Origin of the sequence: Streptomyces sp. NPDC057702, from assembly GCF_042799315.1 — a bacterium.
In the GTDB taxonomy this organism is placed as follows: domain Bacteria; phylum Actinomycetota; class Actinomycetes; order Streptomycetales; family Streptomycetaceae; genus Streptomyces.
This window is the reverse complement of record NZ_JBHVJC010000001.1, coordinates 335785-355364: the sequence shown is the minus strand read 5'-3', so window position 1 is coordinate 355364 and position 19580 is coordinate 335785. Positions and strand designations below refer to the sequence as shown.

Below are 19580 nucleotides of genomic sequence, written 5' to 3'. Positions count from 1 at the left end.
TTCATCGCGCTGTCCGTCGACTGTCACAGCCCTGTCACAGGCCCCGAAAGCCGGGCGAGCCGCGGGGCGGCGCCCCGGAGGTCGAACTCCAGCCCACCTGTAGGCCAGAATGACCAACGTGCCTTTCCTGTTGCTGATCGAGGACGACGACGCCATCCGCACGGCCCTCGAACTCTCCCTGTCCCGCCAGGGCCACCGCGTGGCGACGGCGGCGACGGGAGAGGACGGCCTCAAGTTGCTGCGCGAGCAGCGGCCTGACCTGATCGTGTTGGATGTGATGCTGCCCGGTATTGACGGCTTTGAGGTGTGTCGCCGCATCAGGCGCACCGACCAGTTGCCGATCATCCTGCTGACCGCACGGAGTGACGACATCGACGTCGTGGTGGGCCTCGAGTCCGGCGCGGACGACTACGTGGTCAAGCCCGTCCAGGGGCGGGTGCTCGACGCCCGTATCCGCGCCGTGCTGCGTCGCGGCGAGCGGGAGGCGAACGACTCGGCGTCGTTCGGCTCGCTGGTGATCGACCGCTCCGCGATGACCGTCACCAAGAACGGCGAGGACCTCCAGCTCACGCCCACGGAGCTGCGGCTTCTGCTGGAGCTGAGCCGCCGCCCGGGGCAGGCGCTGTCCCGCCAGCAGCTGCTGCGCCTGGTGTGGGAGCACGACTATCTCGGCGACTCACGACTGGTCGACGCCTGTGTGCAGCGGTTGCGCGCGAAGGTCGAGGACGTTCCCTCGTCGCCGACGCTGATCCGCACGGTGCGTGGGGTCGGGTACCGACTGGACACCCCCCAGTGACGGACGAGCCCAGTCGCGTACGGGGCTGGGCTGCGGGTCTGCTGCGGTGGATGAGTCTGCGGCTGCGGCTGATGCTCGTCTTCGCCGTGGTGGCCCTGGTCGCCGCCGTGTCGGCGTCCGGCATCGCGTACTGGCTCAACCGTGACGCGGTCCTGAACCGGACGCAGAACGCCGCCCTCGACGACTTCCACAAGTCCCTTGAGGACAACACCGGCAAGCTGCCGCTGGAGCCGGACTGCGGCGATCTGGACCTGGCCGCGCTCCGGATGGCGGAGAGCTCGCAGAAGTACGAGGTGCTGCTGCTCACGCACAAGGGCAGTCGGACGGGCTGTGCCGCCTTCTCCGACGAGAAGGTCTTCGACTGGAGCAAGGTGCCCGACGCGCTGCGTACGGCGGTCAACGAGAAGCGCCCCGTGGACAGCTCGAACGCCTACCCGTACCACCTGTACTGGCAGCGGATCACGCTGGACGGGACGCCGTACCTGGTGGGCGGGGCCCGGGTGATCGACGGCGGGCCCACCGGCTACATGCTCAAGTCGCTGGAGAACGAACGGCAGGACCTCAACTCGCTGGCCTGGTCGCTCGGGATCGCCACCGGGCTCGCGCTGATCGGTTCCGCGCTGCTGGCCCAGGCCGCCGCGGCGACGGTGCTGCGCCCCGTGCAGCGGCTGGCGGACGCCGCGCGCAAGCTGGGCGAGGGCAAGCTGGACACCCGGCTGCGCGTCTCGGGAACGGACGAACTGGCCGATTTGTCGCGTACGTTCAACCGCACCGCCGAGTCGCTGGAGAAGCGGGTCGAGGACCTCAGCAGCCGGGAGGCGGCCAGCCGGCGGTTCGTCGCCGACATGTCGCACGAGCTGCGCACACCGCTGACGGCGATCACCGCCGTGACCGAGGTGCTGGAGGAGGAGGCCGACTCGCTGGACCCGATGATCGCGCCCGCGGTGCAGCTCGTCGTCAGCGAGACCCGCCGACTCAACGACCTGGTGGAGAACCTGATGGAGGTGACCCGCTTCGACGCGGGCACCGCACGGCTCGTCCTGGACGGCGTGGACGTCGCCGACCAGGTCACCGCCTGCATCGACGCGCGGGCCTGGCTCGACGCGGTGGAGCTGGACGCCGAGCGCGGCATCGTCGCCCGGCTCGACCCGCGCCGCCTGGACGTCATCCTGGCCAACCTGATCGGCAACGCGCTCAAGCACGGCGGCTCACCGGTACGCGTCTCGGTGCGGCCCGTCGCCGACGACCTGCTGATCGAGGTACGTGACCACGGGCCCGGCATCCCCGAGGAGGTGCTGCCACACGTCTTCGACCGCTTCTACAAGGCCAGCGCCTCCCGCCCACGGTCGGAGGGCAGCGGCCTCGGCCTGTCCATCGCGCTGGAGAACGCGCACATCCACGGCGGCGAGATCACCGCGGCCAACTCCAGCGAGGGCGGCGCGATCTTCACGCTGCGGCTGCCGATGGACGTCTCCGAGCTCACCGACGCGGACCCGGCCGGCCCGGCGGAGAAGCGGGACGGCAGGAAGGACCGGGACCGGGAGAAGAAGGACCGGGACCGGAAGGACAGGAGGAGCGAGCGATGAGCCCCCAGGCAGCGGACCCGAACGCCGCCCGGCGCTCCGGAGCCGCGCCCCGTGAAGCCCACCCGGCCCCGGCGGGACGTGCGGACCGGACCGGGCTTCCGGGGCGGGCCGGGCTCCCCCGTCGGGTGGCGGGACCCGGTCGGCGGGGGGCGCGGGCCGGGGTGGCCTCGCTCGGGGTGTTCGGGGCGGTCGCCGCGCTGCTGGTCGCCGGGTGCGGCATCCGCCCCACCTCGGTGCCGGTGGACGCCGGGGCCGCGCCCTCGCGCGCCTCGTGCAAGGTGCCCGCCACGAAGGCGGACACCGCCGTGCGCCCCGCCGGCGGGGTCAGCGTCACCGTGCAGCTCGTGTGCACCTCGCAGCTGCTGCCCGTGGAGCGGGTGATCCAGCTCCCCCGGGGCGACAAGGCGCCGCGCCCGGAGGACTTCGCGCGGGCCCTGCTCAGCCAGCTCCACCAGGAGCTGTCGACCGCCGAGAAGAAGGCGGGCTTCACCACCGAGGTGGAGACGGAGGTGCGGGTCTCGGGTTCGGTCAAGGGTGACCCGCCCGGCACCCTGCGGCTGAATCGGGAACCGGACGGGCTGCCCTCCTTCGCGCTGGCCCAGCTCGTGTGCACCTTCGCCAGGACCCCGGCGGTGGACCACCGTCGCGCGGTGGTGCTCGGCGGACCCGCCACCACCACGGCCGGGGACGCGCTCGGCAGGGGCGAGCTCAAGCGGTACGAGTGCGGGACGGACCTGCGCACGCACCCCGAGAGCGCGCAGAGCTCGGGCACGCTGCTGGAGTGAGCGACCGGTGGCGGACGGCCGGTGGCGGCACCGGACGGCGGCACAAGTGGGGGCGAGCCCCGGCGCCGCGAGCGTGAGGGTCGTCACCGTGGGGCTCGCGGAACCGCGACGCCGGCGCCGCGCGTCCTGTCTGGCGTGCAGGGTCATGGTCCCGGCCGCACGGCCGACATCCGCTTCCGCCTCGCGGGCATCCTCCTCCTCGCGGCGCAGCTCGCCTTCATCGGCTGGCTCTCCCTGCGCCCGCTGACCGCCACCTGGGTGACGGCCGGCAACCTGGAGCCACTGGCCTCGATCCGTGGTGACCTGGACGTCGGCTTCGCCGAGGCCACCCGGCGGATCGGGCGCGAGCTGCTGCTGTACGCGCCGCTGGGCGTGCTCCTGCCGCTGGCGGGGGGCCGCGTCGACGCCCACCGGCTGGGCTCGCTGCTGCGTACGGTCCTGGCCAGCGCGCTCATCTCGTGCGCCGTCGAGCTCGCCCAGAGCACCATCGCGGGCCAGGTCGTGGACGTCGACACGGTGCTGCTCAACACGGCGGGCGTCGCCCTCGCGCACCTGGCCGTGGTGCCCGCCGTACGGGGTCGGCTCCGCCGCAGGGCGCGGGGCGGGCCGGCGCCCACCCTCCCACGGGAGGACGCGACCTCAGGGTTGACCCCCACAATGACCAGGGTCCGTATCGCACCGTAGTGCGACGCCTCGGCGGCCCGTGACACCTAGCGTGGAGCTATCGACAGCTTCCCGGGTGAGACCGGGCACGACCGCAAGGAGTCGGACATGAACGGCACTCTCGTACGCCCCCAGGACCGCAAGATGATCGCCGGCGTGTGCGCCGGGCTGGCCCAGCGCTTCGGGACCTCGGCGACCACGATGCGGTTCCTCTTCGTGGCCTCGTGTCTGCTGCCGGGCCCGCAGTTCCTGCTCTACCTCGCGCTGTGGGTGCTGCTGCCAGCCGACGACCGCAGGCGCGGGAGCGCGTGGTGAGGCGTCGGGTGGGGCGGACACGGCGGTGGGCCGCACACCCGTCGCCGGATGTGCGGCCCACCGTGGTCCGCGGGTGAGGCTCAGCCTCCGATCGGCAGCCCTCCGAGCAGCCCTTGCACCGGGTCCTGCGCGCCCTGCGGGGCGGTCTTGTCGATGCCCTTGGTCTCCTTGGGCAGCGTCTTGACCGCGTCCGTGGCGGGGCCGGTGAGCGGCTCAAGCCCGGTTCCGGCGGCCGATGCGGTCCCTGCGGCGGTAGCGGCGAAGGCGATGCCGAGAGCGGCGACACCGAGGGTCTTGATCGTTCCCTGCTTCATCAGAAATCTTCCTTGGTACGGGGTTCTTGAGCGGCACTGCAACGTAGCCAGCCGTTCCGACGCCCCGCAAACACCGGAGATGGGCGGGGATGTCGGAAGTGCCGGTACGCGCCCCGCTGCTCGCGACAGCGCCCGCACCCCCCGGGATCGCCGGAAGAATCGCTGGTCAGCGGCTACCCGACGGTCGTCTGGCGGAACAGCCACTGGGCCTTCAACTCGGCGTATCCGGGCTTGATCACATCGTTGATCATCGCCAGACGTTCATCGAAAGGGATGAACGCGGACTTCATGGCATTGACGGTGAACCACTGCATGTCGTCCAGCGAGTAGCCGAAGGTCGCCACGAGGTGCTCGAACTCGCGGCTCATGCTCGTGCCGCTCATCAGCCGGTTGTCGGTGTTGACCGTGGCGCGGAAGTGCAGCCGGCGTAGCAGGCCGATGGGGTGCTCGGCGTACGAGGCGGCGGCGCCGGTCTGGAGGTTGGAGGTGGGGCACAGTTCCAGCGGGACGCGCTTGTCCCGGACGTAGCTGGCGAGCCGGCCGAGCGTGACGGTGCCGTCGGCGGCGGTCTGGATGTCGTCGATGATCCGCACTCCGTGCCCGAGCCGGTCGGCGCCGCACCACTGGAGCGCCTGCCAGATCGACGGCAGCCCGAACGCTTCGCCGGCGTGGATGGTGAAGTGGTTGTTCTCGCGCTTGAGGTACTCGAACGCGTCGAGGTGGCGGGTGGGCGGGAAGCCCGCCTCGGCCCCGGCGATGTCGAAGCCGACGACGCCCAGGTCGCGGTAGCGGTTGGCGAGTTCGGCGATCTCCAGCGAGCGGGCGGCGTGTCGCATCGCAGTGAGCAGCGCTCCCACGCGGATGCGGTGGCCGGCCGCGCGCGCCCGGCGCTCGCCTTCGCGGAAGCCGTCGTTGACCGCCTCGACGACCTGTTCCAGGGTCAGCCCCTGCTCCAGGTGCTGCTCGGGGGCGTAGCGCACCTCGGCGTAGACGACACCGTCGGCGGCCAGGTCCTCGGCGCACTCGGCGGCCACCCGGCGCAGCGCCGCCGCGCTCTGCAGCACGGCACAGGTGTGGGCGAAGGTCTCCAGATAGCGTTCGAGCGAACCGGAGTCGGCCGCCGCGCGGAACCAGGCTCCGAGCGTGGTCGGGTCGGTCTCCGGCAGGCCGTCGTAGCCGCTCTCCCGGGCCAGTTCGACGATGGTGGCCGGGCGCAGCCCACCGTCGAGGTGGTCGTGCAGCAGGACCTTGGGGGCGCGGCGGATCTGCTCCGGGTCGGGTCGCTGGGTGTTCTCGCTCGTCATCTGCGCACCATAGCCCCTACGCGCGTAGATCGCCCGGGGTAACCGACCGGATAGATACGGAACGGTGACCAGCCAGCGGGGTGGTGTACACCCCCGCTTCTGCCATCGTTCTGGCATGGCTCAGCAAGCGTTGCCGGGACGACCGGATCGAAGCGCCCGGCTGGGGCGACCCGTTGGGGTGGCGGCGGCCGGAAGGACCGTCGGCGGGGTGGTGTTGCTGCTGCCCGACGGTACGCCAACCGGAACCCGGCGACCCTCCACGCTGGCCGGCGCGGCGATGTGGCCGCTCGCGCGCGGGCTGGCCAGGGCGGGCCGGGCCGAGGGGCTCACCGCACATGTCGTGCGCTATCGATGTCGCGGCTGGAACGGCTCGGCGGCGGACCCGGCGCGGGACGCGGAATGGGCCACCGACGAGGTCGTCCGGCGCTACGGCGACGTGCCGATCTGCCTCATCGGCACGGGCATGGGCGCGCGGGCCGCGCTGCGGGCCGCCGGCCACCCGGCGGTGGGCTCGGTGCTCGCGCTGGCCCCGTGGCTGCCCGGCCCGGAGGCCACGCTGAGCCCCGACCCGGTCAAGCACCTGGCGGGCCGGCGGGTGCTCGTCGTGCACGGCACCAACGACGCCCACACCGATCCCGAGCTCTCCTACCGGCTGGTGGAACGGGCCAAGAAGATAAACAGCGCGGTGTGCCGCTTCGAGGTCCACACCGACGGTCACCGCCTGCACCAGCACCGCCCCGAGGTGTACGCCCTGGCCGCCGACTTCGCGCTGGGCTCCCTCTTCGACCAGGACTACGCGCGTCCACTGGCGGACGCGTTGGCCGCCCCGCCGCCGATCGGCCTGCGTATGCCGCTGGCGGCGGGCTTCGGCGCCTCACTGCGGCGGTAGCCCGACGGGCCGGGGAAGCGGCCACGGGCGGGGGCGGCACGAGGGCACCACGGGCGGGGCGCCCGGACGGGGGCGTAGGGCCTGGTGGGAGGCCGGCTCGGGGAGGTCCCGGGGGGATCTCGGGGGCGTCCCGGAGTGTAGGGGTGGGGCGCGCGGGGGTGGTCGCGGGGGCCGTGGAAGACTTGGCGCATGCCTTACCGTCGGCCGGTTTCCCGTACGCGTGTCCGCAGCCGTCGCTCCGCGCCCGCCAGCGTCGCTGGCCTGGTGGCCGGCGCGCTCGCCGCCACTGTGGCGCTCACCGGATGTGGCGGTGGCGGTTCCTCGGGCAAGGCCACCTTCACCCGGAACGGGTCGAGCGTCGTCGAGACCGTGGCCAAGGCCGATCGCAAGCCGGCCCCCGACATCGCCGGGGCGGCGCTGGACGGCGACCGGATCACGCTCGCGGACTACCGGGGCAAGGTCGTCGCGATCAACCTGTGGGCCTCCTGGTGCCCGCCGTGCCGCGCCGAGACGCCGAGCCTGGTCAAGGTCGCCGCCGAGACCCGGGACGACGTCGTGTTCATCGGCCTCAACAGCGACCACGAGAAGAGCCAGGGCACCAGGTTCGAGAAGGAGCTCGGGGTGCGCTACCCGAGCTGGCACGACCCGGCCGGCAAGCTCGCGCTGCACTTCCCCAAGGGCAGCTTCAACCCGCAGGGCATCCCCTCCACCCTGTTCATCGACCGCGACGGCAAGATCGCCGCCCGCGCGCTCAGCCCCGTCAGCGAGGACGACCTGCGCGAGGCCCTCAAGCCGCTGGTGGCGGAGAAGTCCTAGCCGACGGGGTACGCGGCGCCTCGCCCGGCCGGCGGCGAGGCGCGCCCCCCGTCAGCGGGGCGCTGTCGCGACCGGGCCGCCCGTCAACGGGGCAGGAGCTGGCCACGCCGGCTCAGCAGGAAGCGCTTGAACGCCGTCACCGGCGGGGTGTCCGGGTGGCCGTCGAGCCAGGCCACGCCGATCTCGCGGACCGCGCGCGGCGCCGTGACCGTCAGCTCCACCACGCCGGGCCGGGGCACCGCCGGCGGCGGCAGCAGCGCCACGCCCAGGCCGGCCGCCACCAGGCCGCGCAGCGTCTCCGCCTCCTCGCCCTCGAAGGCGACCTTCGGCGTGAACCCGGCCTCGGCGCACACCGCGTCGGTGATCCGGCGCAGCCCGTACCCCGGCTCCAGGGTGACGAACAGTTCCTCGGACGCCTCGGCCAGCCGGACGCGCTTGCGGTGCGCGAGCCGGTGGTCCTCGGGGACGACCAGGCGTAGCTTCTGCTCGTCCAGGCGGCGGGCGACCAGGTCCGGGGCGTCGGGCACGGGCGAGGTCAGGCACAGGTCCAGATCGCCGGCCCGCAGGCGTTCGAGCATCGCCTCGCCGTAGTTCTGGACGAGTTGGAAGCGCACGCGCGGATGGTCGGCCCGAAAGGCGCGGAGCAGGCCGGGCACGGTCTCCGAGCCCAGGGTGTGCAGGAACCCGAAGGCCACCTTGCCGGCCGCGGGGTCGGCGTCGGCCCGTACGGACTCGGCGGCCCGCTCCACCTCGGCCAGCGCCCGCCGCGTGGAGGCCAGGAAGGTGTGGCCGGCCGGCGTGAGCGAGACGGTGCGGCCGTGCCGGGCGAACAGGGCGACACCCAGGTCCGCCTCAAGCCGCACCATGGCCCGGCTGAGGGTCGACTGGGGCACGCCGAGTCGCTGGGCGGCGCGGGTGACGTGCTCGTACCGGGCCACGGCCGCGAACTGCACCAGTCGGGGCGCGAGGGCGGCGGCCCAGGAGGCGGCGTGGGTGCCGGGCGCGGCGGAGTCCGCCGGTGACGACGAAGGTGACGTGGCCTCCGATGTGGCCGACGTGACTTTTTCCTTGCCCGGACGTGACACGGAACGTGTTGACCTGCGCTCATGCACCATGGGATCGATTATCGCGATGTTGTGCATTGGACGCATGAAAGGGCGCTGCCTACGGTCGTGGACATGCCTCCCGCTGATACCGGGGCGTCCACCGAAACTCGTGTGGGCGCCTCTACCGCGCCGTCCCCCCGTTCCACCACGACCGCGACCACGACGGCCGCCGCCGCGACCCTGGTCGCCCCGGCCCCGCCCGCGTGCCCGGCCACCACGGCCGACGCGCCCGCCACCGTCGACTCCGGCCGCGCCGCCCGCCGTCGCGGCCCCGCCGCCTCCCACGCGCACCAGCGGCCGGCCGCCCCCGACGACCGCGCCTGCCGCCCCGCGCCGGACGCCCGCGACGGCGACGGCGGCGGCGGCGAGGGAGCCGACGTCGAGGCCGACACGCTGCGGCCGGGCGGGCCCGGATACCGTCGGATGAGCCTCGGGCTCCTCGCGGCCGGCATCTCCACCTTCGCGCTGCTGTACTCGACGCAGGCGCTGCTGCCCGCCATCTCCGGTGACCTGGGCGTCACGCCGGGGCAGGCGAGTTGGACCGTGTCGGCCGCGACCGGCGCCCTCGCGCTGGCCGTCCTGCCGCTGAGCGCCCTGTCCGAGCGCTTCGGCCGGCGCACCCTGATGACCGTCTCGCTGGGCGTCGCCGCCCTGGTCGCCCTGCTCACGCCCTTCGCGCCCAACCTGGGGTGGCTGGTCGCGCTGCGCGCCGTACAGGGCGCGGCGCTGGCCGGGGTGCCCGCCTCCGCCATGGCCTACCTGGCCGAGGAGGTACGCGCCCGGGCCCTGGTGGGGGCGATCGGACTGTTCGTCGCCGGCAACAGCGTCGGTGGCATGTCCGGCCGCATCCTCACCGGCTGGGTCGCCCAGGCGTGGGGCTGGCGGGCGGCGTTGGCCGCGGTGGGGCTGCTGGCGGCGGTGTGCGCGGTGGCCTTCCGCCTCCTGGTCCCGCCGGCCCGCCACTTCACCGCGCGGCCGGTCGGACCGCGCGCGCTGGCCCGTACCCTCGGCGAGCACCTGGCCGATCCGCTGCTGCGCCGGCTGTACGCGATCGGGGCGCTGTTCATGACCGTCTTCGGCGCGGTCTACACGGTGATCGGCTACCGGCTGATCGAGGAGCCGTTCCACCTGCCGCAGGGCGTGGTCGGCTCGATCTTCCTGGTCTACCTGGTGGGCACGCTCTCCTCGGCCGCCGCGGGGCGGCTGGTCGGTCGGCTGGGGCGGCGCGGCGCGCTCTACCTCGCGGTGGGCACCACCGCGCTGGGCCTGCTGCTGACCCTGACCACCTCGCTGCTCGCGGTGCTGCTCGGGCTGGTGCTGATCACCGCAGGCTTCTTCGCCGGGCACGCCGTGGCCTCCTCCTCGGTCAGCCGCACCGCCACCACGGGCCGCGCCCAGGCGTCCGCGCTCTACCAGTCGGCGTACTACCTGGGCAGCAGCGCCGGCGGCACGCTGGGCGCCATGGCCTTCCACGCGGCGGGCTGGGAGGGCACGGTGGTCCTCGGCCTGGCGGCGATGGTCGGCGCGGCGGGCATCACGCTGTACGCCACGCGCCGGGCCCTGGTGGCCCGACGGGCGCTGGCGGCGGCACGCTGACCGGCGGAGCGGGGCCGCGCGCCCGACGCCGCGCCGCCCGCCCCGGGGTGCCGCGCCACCCGGCGGCGCCCCGGGGCCCCGGTCACGCGACCGGAAAGAGCCCCGCGTCCAGCGTGACGTCGAACGGCTCCGGCAACCTCAGCTCACTGTCGTGGGTCACGGTGTCGAGGACTCGGCACATGCCGTTCCTCGGTTGGCCGTAGAGCGTGGCTGTGGGCTTGCCTGAGTGCCACGAGTCCTGCAGGAGATAGAGCGGCACCGCCGCGGTGGCGTAGGCGCGAAGCTTGTCGATCCTGTCGTGATGGGCGTTGCCGCGTGAGGTGATCTCCACGACGAGCCGCGCCTCTCCCGCTGCTGGATACCCCCTCTCCCCTCGCGGGGCCTTCTTCGGGATCACCACAAGATCCGGAACGAAGGCCCCTCTGCGTTCCGGCACGGTGACGCCCAGGTTCTGGGGGATCGACCAGTCTCTGGAGATGACCCCGTACAACACTCGCCGCACCTCGTCGGCGGCCTCGTGGTGTTCCCAGGACGGTGGTGGTGCCACGGTGACGATCCCCTCGATGATCTCCACCTCGCAGCCCTCGGGTGCGTCCGTCTCCTCCCGGACACGGACCAGGTCGTCCCACTCCCGGCCGGAGGCCGAGGAGTGGTCGACGGTGAGTGCGCTCATGGCGGTCTCCTGCATTGGTTGCGTCACCGATCTCAGCATGCCCAACCGGTCCAAGGTCGGTTCACCGACACTCACCACTCGAACGTGTGAGCGCACGGCGAACCCGCGCGCTACCGCCGCCGCGCCCCCGCTCCGCTCCCGACCAGCGGCGGGGCGGGGGCGTCTGGAGCCCGGCGCCGACGGCTACCCGATGCGGTCGAGTATCACCGGCCGCGGCTCGAAGTCCGTGCCGGGCGGCGCGATCAGCACGCCGCCGTTGAGGGCCTCCAGGGCGTAGCCGAACTTCTCCGGGGTGTCGGTGTGCAGGGTCAGCAGCGGCTGGCCGGCGGCGATGCGGTCGCCCGGCTTGGCGTGCAGCTCGATGCCGGCGCCCGGCTGGACCGGGTCGTCGCGGCGGGCGCGGCCGGCGCCCAGCCGCCAGGCGGCGACGCCCACGGCGTAGGCGTCCAGGGTGGTGAGCACGCCGTCGGCGGAGGCGTTGACCACGTGCTGTTCGCGGGCGACGGGCAGTGCCGCGTCCGGGTCGCCACCCTGGGCGAGGATCATGCGGCGCCAGTGGTCCATGGCCGAGCCGTCGGCCAGCGCACGCTCCGGGTCGGCGTCGGGCAGCCCGGCCGCCGTCAGCATCTCGCGGGCCAGCGCCAGGGTCAGCTCGACCACGTCGGCCGGGCCACCGCCGGCCAGCACCTCCACCGACTCGCGCACCTCCAGGGCGTTGCCGGCGGTCAGGCCGAGCGGCGTGGACATGTCGGTCAGCAGCGCGACGGTGCGCACCCCGTGGTCGGTGCCCAGGCCCACCATGGTGGTGGCCAGTTCGCGGGCGGCGTCGATGTCCTTCATGAAGGCGCCGGAGCCGACCTTGACGTCCAGGACCAGGGAGGCGGTGCCCTCGGCGATCTTCTTGGACATGATCGAGGAGGCGATCAGGGGGGTGGACTCGACGGTCGCGGTGACATCGCGCAGCGCGTACAGCTTCTTGTCGGCGGGGGCCAGGCCGTCGCCGGCGGCGCAGATGACGGAGCCGACGTCGGCCAGCACGCCCAGCATCTCGTCGTTGCTGAGCGCGGCCCGCCAGCCGGGGATGGACTCCAGCTTGTCCAGGGTGCCGCCGGTGTGGCCAAGGCCCCGCCCGGAGAGCTGCGGGACGGCGGCGCCGCAGGCCGCGACGAGCGGGGCGAGCGGCAGCGTGATCTTGTCGCCGACGCCGCCGGTCGAGTGCTTGTCGGTGGTCACCCGAGGCAGCGAGGAGAAGTCCATCCGCTCGCCCGAGGCGATCATGGCGGCGGTCCAACGGGCGATCTCGGCGCGGTTCATGCCGTTCAGGTAGATCGCCATGGCCAACGCGGACATCTGCTCGTGGGCGACGTCGCCCCGGGTGTACGCGTCGATGACCCAGTCGATCTGAGCGTCGCTCAGGCGGTGGCCGTCGCGCTTGGCGCGGATGACGGAGATGGCGTCCATGGGCGTACGGGCCTTTCGGTACGGGGGCGGCGGCGGGCGCGCGGGGGCGCGCGCCCGCGCGGTCGGGCGGGGCGAGCGGCCACCCCGGGCCGTCGTGACGGGTCCGGTGGTCGGGCCGCTGGCTCGTACAACGCCCGGGGTGGTCCTATCGTTCGAGGTCAGCGGCGCCGAACGCGTCCGGGAGCAGTTCGGCCAGCGGACGGATGCCACGGGCGGTGTCCACCCACAGCCGCGGGCCGCCGTGTTCCCACAGGAGCTGCCGGCAGCGACCGCAGGGCATGAGGACCCGGCCCTCGCGGTCGCAGCAGGTGAACGCGGTCAGCCGGCCGCCGCCGCCCGCGAACAGGGCGGAGACCAGGCCGCACTCGGCGCACAGCGCCACCCCGTAGGCGGCGTTCTCGACGTTGCAGCCGGTGACGGTGCGGCCGTCGTCGACCAGGGCGGCGGCCCCGACAGGGAAGCCGGAGTAGGGGGCGTAGGCCCGGCCCATCGCCTCCCGGGCCTGGTGGCGCAGGGAGCGCCAGGTGTCCTCGGTGGGCCGGGCGGTCGGGCCGGCGGGCTCGGGTGGCCCGCTCATCCGCCCTGGCCCCGTCGGTAGGGCCGGTTGTTGGCCTTGGGCATGCGCAGACGTTGCGCGGCCAGGGCCATCACCAGCAGGGTCACGATGTACGGCGTGGCGCCGACGAGCTCGTTCGGTACGGAGTCGGTCATGGCGTACCAGACGATCAGCAGGGCGGCGGCCACACCGCTCAGCGCCGCCGCGATGTGCTGCTTTCGGGTGGCGCGCCATACCGCGAGTGCCAGCAGGGCCAGCGCGAGGAGCAGGATCAGGGCGTGCACGGTGGTTCCGCCGCTGCGCAGTTGCAGCGCGTCGGAGTAGCCGAACAGGCCCGCGCCCATGGCCAGGCCGCCGGGGCGCCAGTTGCCGAAGAGCATGGCGGCCAGGCCGATGTAGCCACGACCGCCGGTCTGGCCCTCGTTGTAGATGTGCGAGCGGACCAGGGCGAGGAAGACGCCGCCGAGGCCGGCCAGCGCGCCGGAGGTGACGACGGCCGCGTACTTGTAGAGGTAGACGTTGACGCCGAGCGACTCGGCGGCCACCGGGTTCTCGCCGCAGGAGCGCAGCCGCAGCCCGAAGGAGGTCTTCCACAGGACGAGGAAGGAGCCGACGAACAGGGCGATGGCCACGATGGTCAGCGCCGAGATGTCGGTGACCAGGCCGCCGACGATGCCCGCGAGGTCGGAGACCAGGAACCAGTGGTGCTTCTCCAGGTCGGCCAGCCAGTCGGCCAGGCCGGGCACGGTGAACTGCGGGATGTCGTCGACCTGCGGCGACTGCTTGGGGCTGCCGCCCTCGTCGGCCAGCGGCTCGAACCAGCGCTTGGCCAGGTACGTGGTGGCGCCCAGGGCCAGGATGTTGATGGCCACGCCGGAGATGATGTGGTCCACGCCGAAGGTGACCGTGGCCACCGCGTGCACCAGGCCGCCCAGCGCCCCGCCGACGACGCCGGCCAGCACACCGGTCCACGGGCCCCACTGGTAGCCGGCCCAAGCGCCGAAGAACGTGCCGAGGATCATCATGCCCTCGAGCCCGATGTTGACCACGCCGGCCCGCTCGGCCCACAGCCCGCCGAGGCCGGCCAGGCCGATGGGCACGGCCATCGAGAGACCGGCGGCGATCTGGCCGGAGGAGGTGATGTTGTTGAACGCCGGGGTCTGGCCGTGGGCGACCTGGTCGATGATCTCGCGCACCACCGACAGGGTGATCAGGGCGCCGGCGATGATCAGCAGCACCTTGGCGAAGGAGAGCCTGCCGGCGGCGGTCCGCGAGGCGCCGGGCGAGACCTGGGGGCTCTTGGTGAGAGTCGGGGCGCCGCTCACTGGGCCACCTCCCGCTGGGTGTGTTGGACGGCCTGGGCGGCGAGTTCGGCGCCCACCCGCTGTTGCTGGCGCTTGATGCCGTAGCGGCGCACCAGTTCGTAGGCGATGACGACGCAGAGCACGATGACGCCCTGCATCACGCCGACGATCTCCTTGTCGTAGCCCTCGAACTCCAGCCGGTTGGCGCCGCGTTCGAGGAAGCCCCACAGCAGCGCGCCGAGCGCGATGCCGACGGGGTGGTTGCGGCCCAGCAGGGCCACGGCGATGCCGGTGAAACCGACACCGATCGGGAAGTCGGCGGTGAACTGGTGGGTGTCGTTGAGCACGGTCGGCATGCCGACCAGGCCCGCCATCGCGCCGGAGAGCACCATGCTGGTGACCACCATGCGCTTGACGCTCACGCCGCTGGCCTGCGCGGCGGGTTCGGAGCGGCCCACCGAGCGCAGGTCGAAGCCGAACCGGGTGCGGCCCAGCACGAACCAGAACGCCAGCCCGGCGAGCACGGCCACCACCAGGAAGCCCCAGACCGGTTCGAGGTCGCCGCCGGTCGGGATGGTGAAGAAGTGGCTGGACTCGGGCAGCGGCTCCGTCGAGACGATGTTGGTGTCCGAGTCGAGGACGCCGAGCCGACCGTCCACCAGCAGGTAGCTGATGAGGGCGGTGGCCAGCGAGTTGAGCATGATGGTGCTGATCACCTCGCTGACGCCCCGGTAGACCTTGAGCAGTCCGGCGATCGAGGCCCACATGGCGCCGACCAGCATGGCCACCAGGATGATCAGCGGGATCTGGACCAGGCCCGGCAGGTTCAGCGCGCCGCCGACGGCTGCCGCGAGAAAGGCGGAGAGCCGGTACTGGCCGTCCACGCCGATGTTGAACAGGTTCATCCGGAAGCCGATGGCGACCGCGAGACCGGCCAGGTAGTACGTGGTGGCCTTGTTGAGGATGTAGACCTGGCTGTCGGCCTTGCTGCCGTACTCGAACATCACGCCGAAGGCGTTGAACGGCTGCTTGCCCGTGGCCGCCAGCACCAGCGCGGTCAGCAGGAACGCGGTGACCAGGGCGAGCGCGGGGGCGGCGACCGCCAGCAGCACCCGCTCCCTGTCGAACTTCTTCATCGGCCCTCTCCCGGCCCGTCGGTGGGGTGCTCCAGGTGGCCGCTGGCCGCGCCGGTCATCGCCGAGCCCAGCTCCTCGGGCGTGATCGTGGCGGGGTCGGCGTCGGCCACCAGCCGGCCTCGGTACATCACCCGCAGCGTGTCGGACAGGCCGATCAGCTCGTCCAGGTCGGCCGAGATCAGCAGCACGGCCAGGCCCTCGCGGCGGGCGGCGCGGATCTGGTCCCAGATCTGGGCCTGCGCGCCGACGTCCACGCCGCGCGTGGGGTGGGCGGCGATGAGCAGCTTGGGCAGGTGGCTCATCTCCCGGCCCACGATCAGCTTCTGCTGGTTGCCGCCGGACAGCGAGGAGGCCGTCACCTCGATGCCGGGGGTGCGTACGTCGTACTCGGCCACGATGCGCTCGGTGTCACGCCGCGCGGCCTTCGGGTCCAGCAGCCAGCCACGGCTGTTGGGCGCCTCGGTGACGTGCCCCAGGACGCGGTTCTCCCACAGCGGCGCCTCCAGGAGCAGCGCGTGCCGGTGGCGGTCCTCGGGGATGTAGCCGATGCCGCCCTCGCGCCGGGCGCGGGTGGGGGCGTGCGAGATGTCCTCGCCGTCCAGGGTGACGGTGCCGCCGTCGGGGACGCGCATGCCCATGATCGCTTCGACGAGTTCGGCCTGTCCGTTGCCCTCGACACCGGCGATGCCCAGGATCTCGCCCTTGTGGATGGTCAGGTCGACGCCGTCCAGGACGGGACGTTCCACGCCGTCCACGTCGCTGGCGCTCAGCCGCAGGCCCGCCACGCGCAGCAGTTCCACGTCGGTGACGGTGGACTCGCAGGTCTGCGGCGAGGGCAGTTCGCTGCCCACCATCAGTTCGGCGAGCTGCTGGGCGGTGGTGTCGGCCGGCTTGACGGAGGCGACGGTGGTGCCGCGCCGGATGACGGTGATGTCGTCGGCGACCGAGAGCACCTCGCCCAGCTTGTGCGAGATGAACAGCACCGTCAGCCCCTCGGAGGTGAGTTCGCGCAGGTTGTCGAAGAGCGCGTCGACCTCCTGTGGGACCAGCACCGCGGTCGGCTCGTCCAGGATGAGGACGCGGGCGCCCCGGTAGAGCACCTTCAGGATCTCCACCCGCTGCCGGTCGGCCACGCCGAGGTCCTCCACCAGCGCGTCGGGCCGCACACCGAGCCCGTACGCCTCGGAGATCTCGCGCACCCTGGCGCGTGCCCGGGCCCCGATGCCGTGCTGCTTCTCGGCGCCGAGGACGATGTTCTCCAGGACGGTGAGGTAGTCGGCGAGCATGAAGTGCTGGTGCACCATGCCCACGCGGCGTGCGATGGCGTCGCCCGGCGAGTGCAGTTCGACCTGTTCGCCGTCGATGGCGATGGTGCCCTCGTCGGGCCGCTGCATCCCGTAGAGGATCTTCATCAGGGTCGACTTGCCCGCGCCGTTCTCGCCGACGAGGGCGTGCACGGTGCCGCGTCGGACCGAGATGTCGATGTCGTGGTTGGCGACGACGCCGGGGAACCGCTTGGTGATTCCGCGGAGTTCCACGGCGACGGGTTGCCCCTCGCCTGCGGGTGGCTCGCCCGTGGGGGCGTTGGCGGCTTTGATGGCGACTCCAGAGGGTGGGGTGGTGACGGCCTCGCGGGAGAGGGGAGGCGACGGCCCAGGGGAAGGGCCTGGAGGCGGCGGCTACGCGGCGTCCTCCAGGCCCGATGCGGCCGTACGGCCCGTGCGCGGGTCAGCCCGCGTAGGTGGACTGCACCTTGATGTCGCCGGCGACGATCTTCTTCTTGGCCTCTTCGATCTTCGGCTTGATGTCGTCGAGGAAGCCGCCGGAGTACGAGAGGGAGACGCCGCCCTGCTTGAGGTCGTACGTCTGGACGCCGGTCATCGGCTTCTTGTCCTTCAGGACGCTGGCGATGAAGTCGTAGACGGAGCCGTCCACGTTCTTGACCACCGAGGTCAGGATGGAGTTCTTGTAGTCCGTCAGGCCCTTCTCGAAGTACTGGTCGCCGTCGACGCCGATCGACCAGGTGCCCTTCTTCTTGGCCGTGGCCTCGATGGCGCCGGCGCCCGAGCCGCCCGCCGCCGAGTAGATGACGTCGATGTTCTTGTCGAGCATGCCCTCGGCGATGTCCTTGCCACGGTCGGGCAGGCCGAAGCCGTCGGTGCTGCCCGGGGTGACCCACTGGACGTCGACGGTGGCCTTCGGGTTGGTGTCCTTGACGCCCTGGACGTACCCGGCGGCGAACTTCTTGATCAGCGCGCTGTTGGTGCCTCCGATGAAGCCGACCTTGCCGGACCTGCTCTTGAGGGCGGCGGCGACACCGGCCAGGTAGGAGCCCTCCTGCTCGGCGGAGACCAGGCTGGCCACGTTCTTCTCCGCGACCTCGGAGTCGACGATGGCGAAGTCGGTGTCCTTGTACTTCTTGGCGGCCTTGGCCAGCGAGGGGGTGTAGGCGTAGCCGACGCCGATGACCGGGTTGTAGCCGGCCTCGGCGAGGTCGGCGAGCTTCTGGTAGCGGTCGGCCTCAGTGTCGGTGTTCTTGGCGGTCATCTCCTTGCCGCCCACCTTGAGGTCCTTCTTCGCCTTGTCGAAGCCCTTGGCCGCGGAGTCGTTGAAGGAGTGGTCGCCCCGGCCGCCGACGTCGTACGCCAGGCCGATGCCCTTGTCCTTGCCTCCTTCGTCCGAACTGCTGCCACACGCGGTGGCGGAGAAGGCGAGAGCCGCGGTAGCGACGCCCGCGACGGCGATCTTGGATGCCCGGCGCACGAGGGTCCCCTTCACTCGAAGCGCCTCCTACGGCGCTGATTTCCGCCGCATCGTAACGCGCGTAGAACCGCAGAAAAGGGGAGTCCGCAAGCCGTTATCGGATCGTCGCGAACCCCCCGTGACCGTCCCCTCTCCGAAAGCCCTACGGAAGGTGGCGATCGAGCAAAGCGGCGGCGGTGAAGAGCTCCACGCCCACCTCGATGGCCTCCTCGTCGACGTCGAAGTCCCCGGCGTGCAGGTCGCGCCGCGTGGTGTCGCCGACCCGTCGCACGCCGAGCCGGGCCATGGCGCCCGGCACGTGCTCCAGATACCAGGAGAAGTCCTCGCCGCCCAGGCTCTGCTCGGTGTCCTCCACCGAGTCCGCGCCACGGCGGACCACCATCGCGCGCCGCAGCAGGTCGGCGACCTCCGCCTCGTTGACCACCGGCGGCACCCCGCGCACGTAGTTGATCTCGTACTTGGCCCGGTGCAGCGTGGCGACCTCCTCGATCGCCGCGTGCACCAGGTCCGGCGCCGCACGCCAGCCGGGCAGGTCCAGGCAGCGCACCGTGCCGGACAGCTCGGCCTGCTGCGGGATGACGTTGGAGGCGTGGCCGGAGGCGATGCGCCCCCAGGTCAGCGCGAGCCCGGAGCGGGTGTCCACGCGGCGGCTGAGCACCGCGGGCACCTCGGTGGCGACCTTGGCGACGGCGGTGACCATGTCCGTGGTCAGATGCGGCCGGGCGGTGTGCCCGCCCGCGCCGTCCAGCGTGACCTCCAGCCGGTCACAGGCCGAGGTGATGGGCCCCACCCGCAGCCCCAGCCGCCCCACGTCCACGCGCGGGTCGCAGTGGACGGCGATGATCCGACCCACGCCGTCCAGCACGCCGTCCTCGATGATGTCGGCCGCCCCGCCGGGCAGCACCTCCTCGGCCGGCTGGAAGATCAGCCGCACCGGGTGCGGCAGCCGGCCCTGGCGGGCCAGGTCGGCCAGGACCAGACCGGCGCCCAGGACGACGGTGGTGTGCACGTCGTGCCCGCAGGCGTGGGCGCGGTCGGGCACCGTCGAGCGGTACGCCACGGTCTTGGTGTCCGGGATCGGCAGCGCGTCGATGTCCGCGCGCAGCGCGAGGAAGGGCCGCCCGTCGCCCCGGCGCGCCCCCGCGTCCCCCGCCTCGCCCGGGAACCCGTCGCCGTACGCGGCGTGCGCGTCCCGCTCCGGCGCGCCGCCCTCGGCGAGTTCGACCGGGTCGATGTCACACACGAGCCCGGTGCCGATGGCCAGCACGCGCGGGGCGAGGCCGGCCCGCTCCAGCCTGGCCTTGATGACCGCCGTGGTGCGGAACTCGCGGTTGCCCAGCTCGGGATGCATGTGCAGGTCCCGCCGGAAGTCGATGAGTTCGGCACGGAGTGCGGCGGGCAGACGACCGGGCGGTTCGGCCTCGGCGGTGACGCCGGGCAGCTCGGCCGGGGCGGTGGCTTCGGGCTCAAAGTCGCGGGACGTTACGTGGTTCACGCGTGCAGCGTAGGACGCCGCG

General features: G+C 72.6%; 19 protein-coding genes. 8 read left to right on the top strand and 11 right to left on the bottom strand.

The genetic code is table 11. From position 1 onward, the window contains the following. Nucleotides 1-118 precede the first annotated feature (118 nt). The 5 genes from afsQ1 to ACFVFR_RS01310 all read left to right on the top strand — a co-directional run bounded on the left by afsQ1 (nt 119) and on the right by ACFVFR_RS01310 (nt 4145). Complete coding sequence (gene afsQ1 / locus ACFVFR_RS01330) at nt 119-796, top strand: two-component system response regulator AfsQ1 (protein WP_176166125.1); 678 nt, start codon at nt 119-121, stop codon at nt 794-796. Further along, a complete protein-coding gene (locus tag ACFVFR_RS01325) occupies nt 694-2382 on the top strand; it encodes an ATP-binding protein (RefSeq protein WP_383696827.1) in 1689 nt (562 codons plus the stop codon). Before afsQ1 ends, ACFVFR_RS01325 begins: the two co-directional genes overlap by 103 nt. A gap of 161 nt (nt 2383-2543) precedes the next feature. Next, entirely contained in the window at nt 2544-3167 is a 624-nt protein-coding gene (locus ACFVFR_RS01320) for a hypothetical protein (RefSeq protein WP_383696739.1), read from the top strand. Nucleotides 3168-3302: 135 nt separating this feature from the next. Beyond that, entirely contained in the window at nt 3303-3851 is a 549-nt protein-coding gene (locus ACFVFR_RS01315; protein WP_383696736.1) for a VanZ family protein, read from the top strand. A gap of 87 nt (nt 3852-3938) precedes the next feature. Beyond that, nucleotides 3939-4145, top strand: coding sequence for a PspC domain-containing protein (locus ACFVFR_RS01310; protein ID WP_383696733.1), 207 nt, complete (start codon nt 3939-3941; stop codon nt 4143-4145). An 80-nt stretch (nt 4146-4225) separates the two neighbouring features. On the opposite strand, the gene ACFVFR_RS01305 is transcribed toward ACFVFR_RS01310, so the two are convergent. Together ACFVFR_RS01305 and ACFVFR_RS01300 are read right to left on the bottom strand one after the other, a co-directional pair. Then, nucleotides 4226-4459, bottom strand: a complete 234-nt coding sequence (locus ACFVFR_RS01305; protein ID WP_383696731.1) for a hypothetical protein — start codon at nt 4457-4459, stop codon at nt 4226-4228. A gap of 173 nt (nt 4460-4632) precedes the next feature. Continuing rightward, complete coding sequence (locus tag ACFVFR_RS01300) at nt 4633-5763, bottom strand: adenosine deaminase (protein ID WP_383696728.1); 1131 nt, start codon at nt 5761-5763, stop codon at nt 4633-4635. Between the two features lie 115 nt (nt 5764-5878). On the opposite strand from ACFVFR_RS01300, the gene ACFVFR_RS01295 reads away from it, so the two are divergent. After that, nucleotides 5879-6652, top strand: coding sequence for an alpha/beta hydrolase (locus ACFVFR_RS01295; protein WP_383696725.1), 774 nt, complete (start codon nt 5879-5881; stop codon nt 6650-6652). A gap of 189 nt (nt 6653-6841) precedes the next feature. Then, complete coding sequence (locus ACFVFR_RS01290; protein ID WP_383696723.1) at nt 6842-7468, top strand: TlpA family protein disulfide reductase; 627 nt, start codon at nt 6842-6844, stop codon at nt 7466-7468. 83 nt (nt 7469-7551) lie between these two features. Here ACFVFR_RS01290 and ACFVFR_RS01285 read toward each other — a convergent pair whose 3' ends face one another. Further along, complete coding sequence (locus ACFVFR_RS01285; RefSeq protein WP_383696720.1) at nt 7552-8583, bottom strand: LysR family transcriptional regulator; 1032 nt, start codon at nt 8581-8583, stop codon at nt 7552-7554. Nucleotides 8584-8997: 414 nt separating this feature from the next. Between ACFVFR_RS01285 and ACFVFR_RS01280 the strand changes: the two genes are divergently transcribed. After that, nucleotides 8998-10170 (top strand): MFS transporter, encoded by a 1173-nt coding sequence (locus tag ACFVFR_RS01280; protein ID WP_383696825.1) that lies wholly within the window; start codon nt 8998-9000, stop codon nt 10168-10170. An 82-nt stretch (nt 10171-10252) separates the two neighbouring features. Here ACFVFR_RS01280 and ACFVFR_RS01275 read toward each other — a convergent pair whose 3' ends face one another. The 8 genes from ACFVFR_RS01275 to ACFVFR_RS01240 all read right to left on the bottom strand — a co-directional run bounded on the left by ACFVFR_RS01275 (nt 10253) and on the right by ACFVFR_RS01240 (nt 19558). Then, on the bottom strand, nt 10253-10843 hold the full coding sequence (locus tag ACFVFR_RS01275; protein WP_383696718.1) for a Uma2 family endonuclease: 591 nt from the start codon (nt 10841-10843) through the stop codon (nt 10253-10255). A gap of 183 nt (nt 10844-11026) precedes the next feature. After that, nucleotides 11027-12304, bottom strand: coding sequence for a thymidine phosphorylase (locus ACFVFR_RS01270; protein ID WP_383696715.1), 1278 nt, complete (start codon nt 12302-12304; stop codon nt 11027-11029). A gap of 145 nt (nt 12305-12449) precedes the next feature. Continuing rightward, nucleotides 12450-12881 (bottom strand): cytidine deaminase, encoded by a 432-nt coding sequence (locus ACFVFR_RS01265; protein ID WP_383696713.1) that lies wholly within the window; start codon nt 12879-12881, stop codon nt 12450-12452. After that, entirely contained in the window at nt 12878-14185 is a 1308-nt protein-coding gene (locus ACFVFR_RS01260; protein WP_383696711.1) for an ABC transporter permease, read from the bottom strand. The genes ACFVFR_RS01265 and ACFVFR_RS01260 overlap by 4 nt, the downstream gene beginning before the upstream one ends. Then, the gene (locus tag ACFVFR_RS01255) at nt 14182-15300 is read right to left on the bottom strand and encodes an ABC transporter permease (RefSeq protein ID WP_383696709.1); all 1119 of its coding nucleotides are present in this window, start codon (nt 15298-15300) and stop codon (nt 14182-14184) included. Before ACFVFR_RS01255 ends, ACFVFR_RS01260 begins: the two co-directional genes overlap by 4 nt. Continuing rightward, nucleotides 15297-16838 (bottom strand): ABC transporter ATP-binding protein, encoded by a 1542-nt coding sequence (locus ACFVFR_RS01250; protein ID WP_383696706.1) that lies wholly within the window; start codon nt 16836-16838, stop codon nt 15297-15299. Before ACFVFR_RS01250 ends, ACFVFR_RS01255 begins: the two co-directional genes overlap by 4 nt. Before the next feature lie 190 nt (nt 16839-17028). After that, nucleotides 17029-18063 carry a BMP family protein gene (locus tag ACFVFR_RS01245; protein ID WP_383696704.1) on the bottom strand — a complete coding sequence of 345 codons (1035 nt, stop codon included), beginning with the start codon at nt 18061-18063 and terminating at the stop codon, nt 17029-17031. Between the two features lie 142 nt (nt 18064-18205). Next, nucleotides 18206-19558, bottom strand: a complete 1353-nt coding sequence (locus ACFVFR_RS01240; protein WP_383696702.1) for an amidohydrolase — start codon at nt 19556-19558, stop codon at nt 18206-18208. Between the last annotated feature and the right edge of the window lie 22 nt (nt 19559-19580).

Coding starts and splice junctions, on each gene's coding strand:
- ACFVFR_RS01310 (WP_383696733.1), top strand. CDS start 3,939: ATGAACGGCACTCTCGTACGCCCCCAGGACCGCAAGATGATCGCCGGC.
- ACFVFR_RS01305 (WP_383696731.1), bottom strand. CDS start 4,459: ATGAAGCAGGGAACGATCAAGACCCTCGGTGTCGCCGCTCTCGGCATC.
- ACFVFR_RS01300 (WP_383696728.1), bottom strand. CDS start 5,763: ATGACGAGCGAGAACACCCAGCGACCCGACCCGGAGCAGATCCGCCGC.
- ACFVFR_RS01295 (WP_383696725.1), top strand. CDS start 5,879: ATGGCTCAGCAAGCGTTGCCGGGACGACCGGATCGAAGCGCCCGGCTG.
- ACFVFR_RS01290 (WP_383696723.1), top strand. CDS start 6,842: ATGCCTTACCGTCGGCCGGTTTCCCGTACGCGTGTCCGCAGCCGTCGC.
- ACFVFR_RS01285 (WP_383696720.1), bottom strand. CDS start 8,583: ATGGTGCATGAGCGCAGGTCAACACGTTCCGTGTCACGTCCGGGCAAG.
- ACFVFR_RS01280 (WP_383696825.1), top strand. CDS start 8,998: ATGAGCCTCGGGCTCCTCGCGGCCGGCATCTCCACCTTCGCGCTGCTG.
- ACFVFR_RS01275 (WP_383696718.1), bottom strand. CDS start 10,843: ATGAGCGCACTCACCGTCGACCACTCCTCGGCCTCCGGCCGGGAGTGG.
- ACFVFR_RS01270 (WP_383696715.1), bottom strand. CDS start 12,304: ATGGACGCCATCTCCGTCATCCGCGCCAAGCGCGACGGCCACCGCCTG.
- ACFVFR_RS01265 (WP_383696713.1), bottom strand. CDS start 12,881: ATGAGCGGGCCACCCGAGCCCGCCGGCCCGACCGCCCGGCCCACCGAG.
- ACFVFR_RS01255 (WP_383696709.1), bottom strand. CDS start 15,300: ATGAAGAAGTTCGACAGGGAGCGGGTGCTGCTGGCGGTCGCCGCCCCC.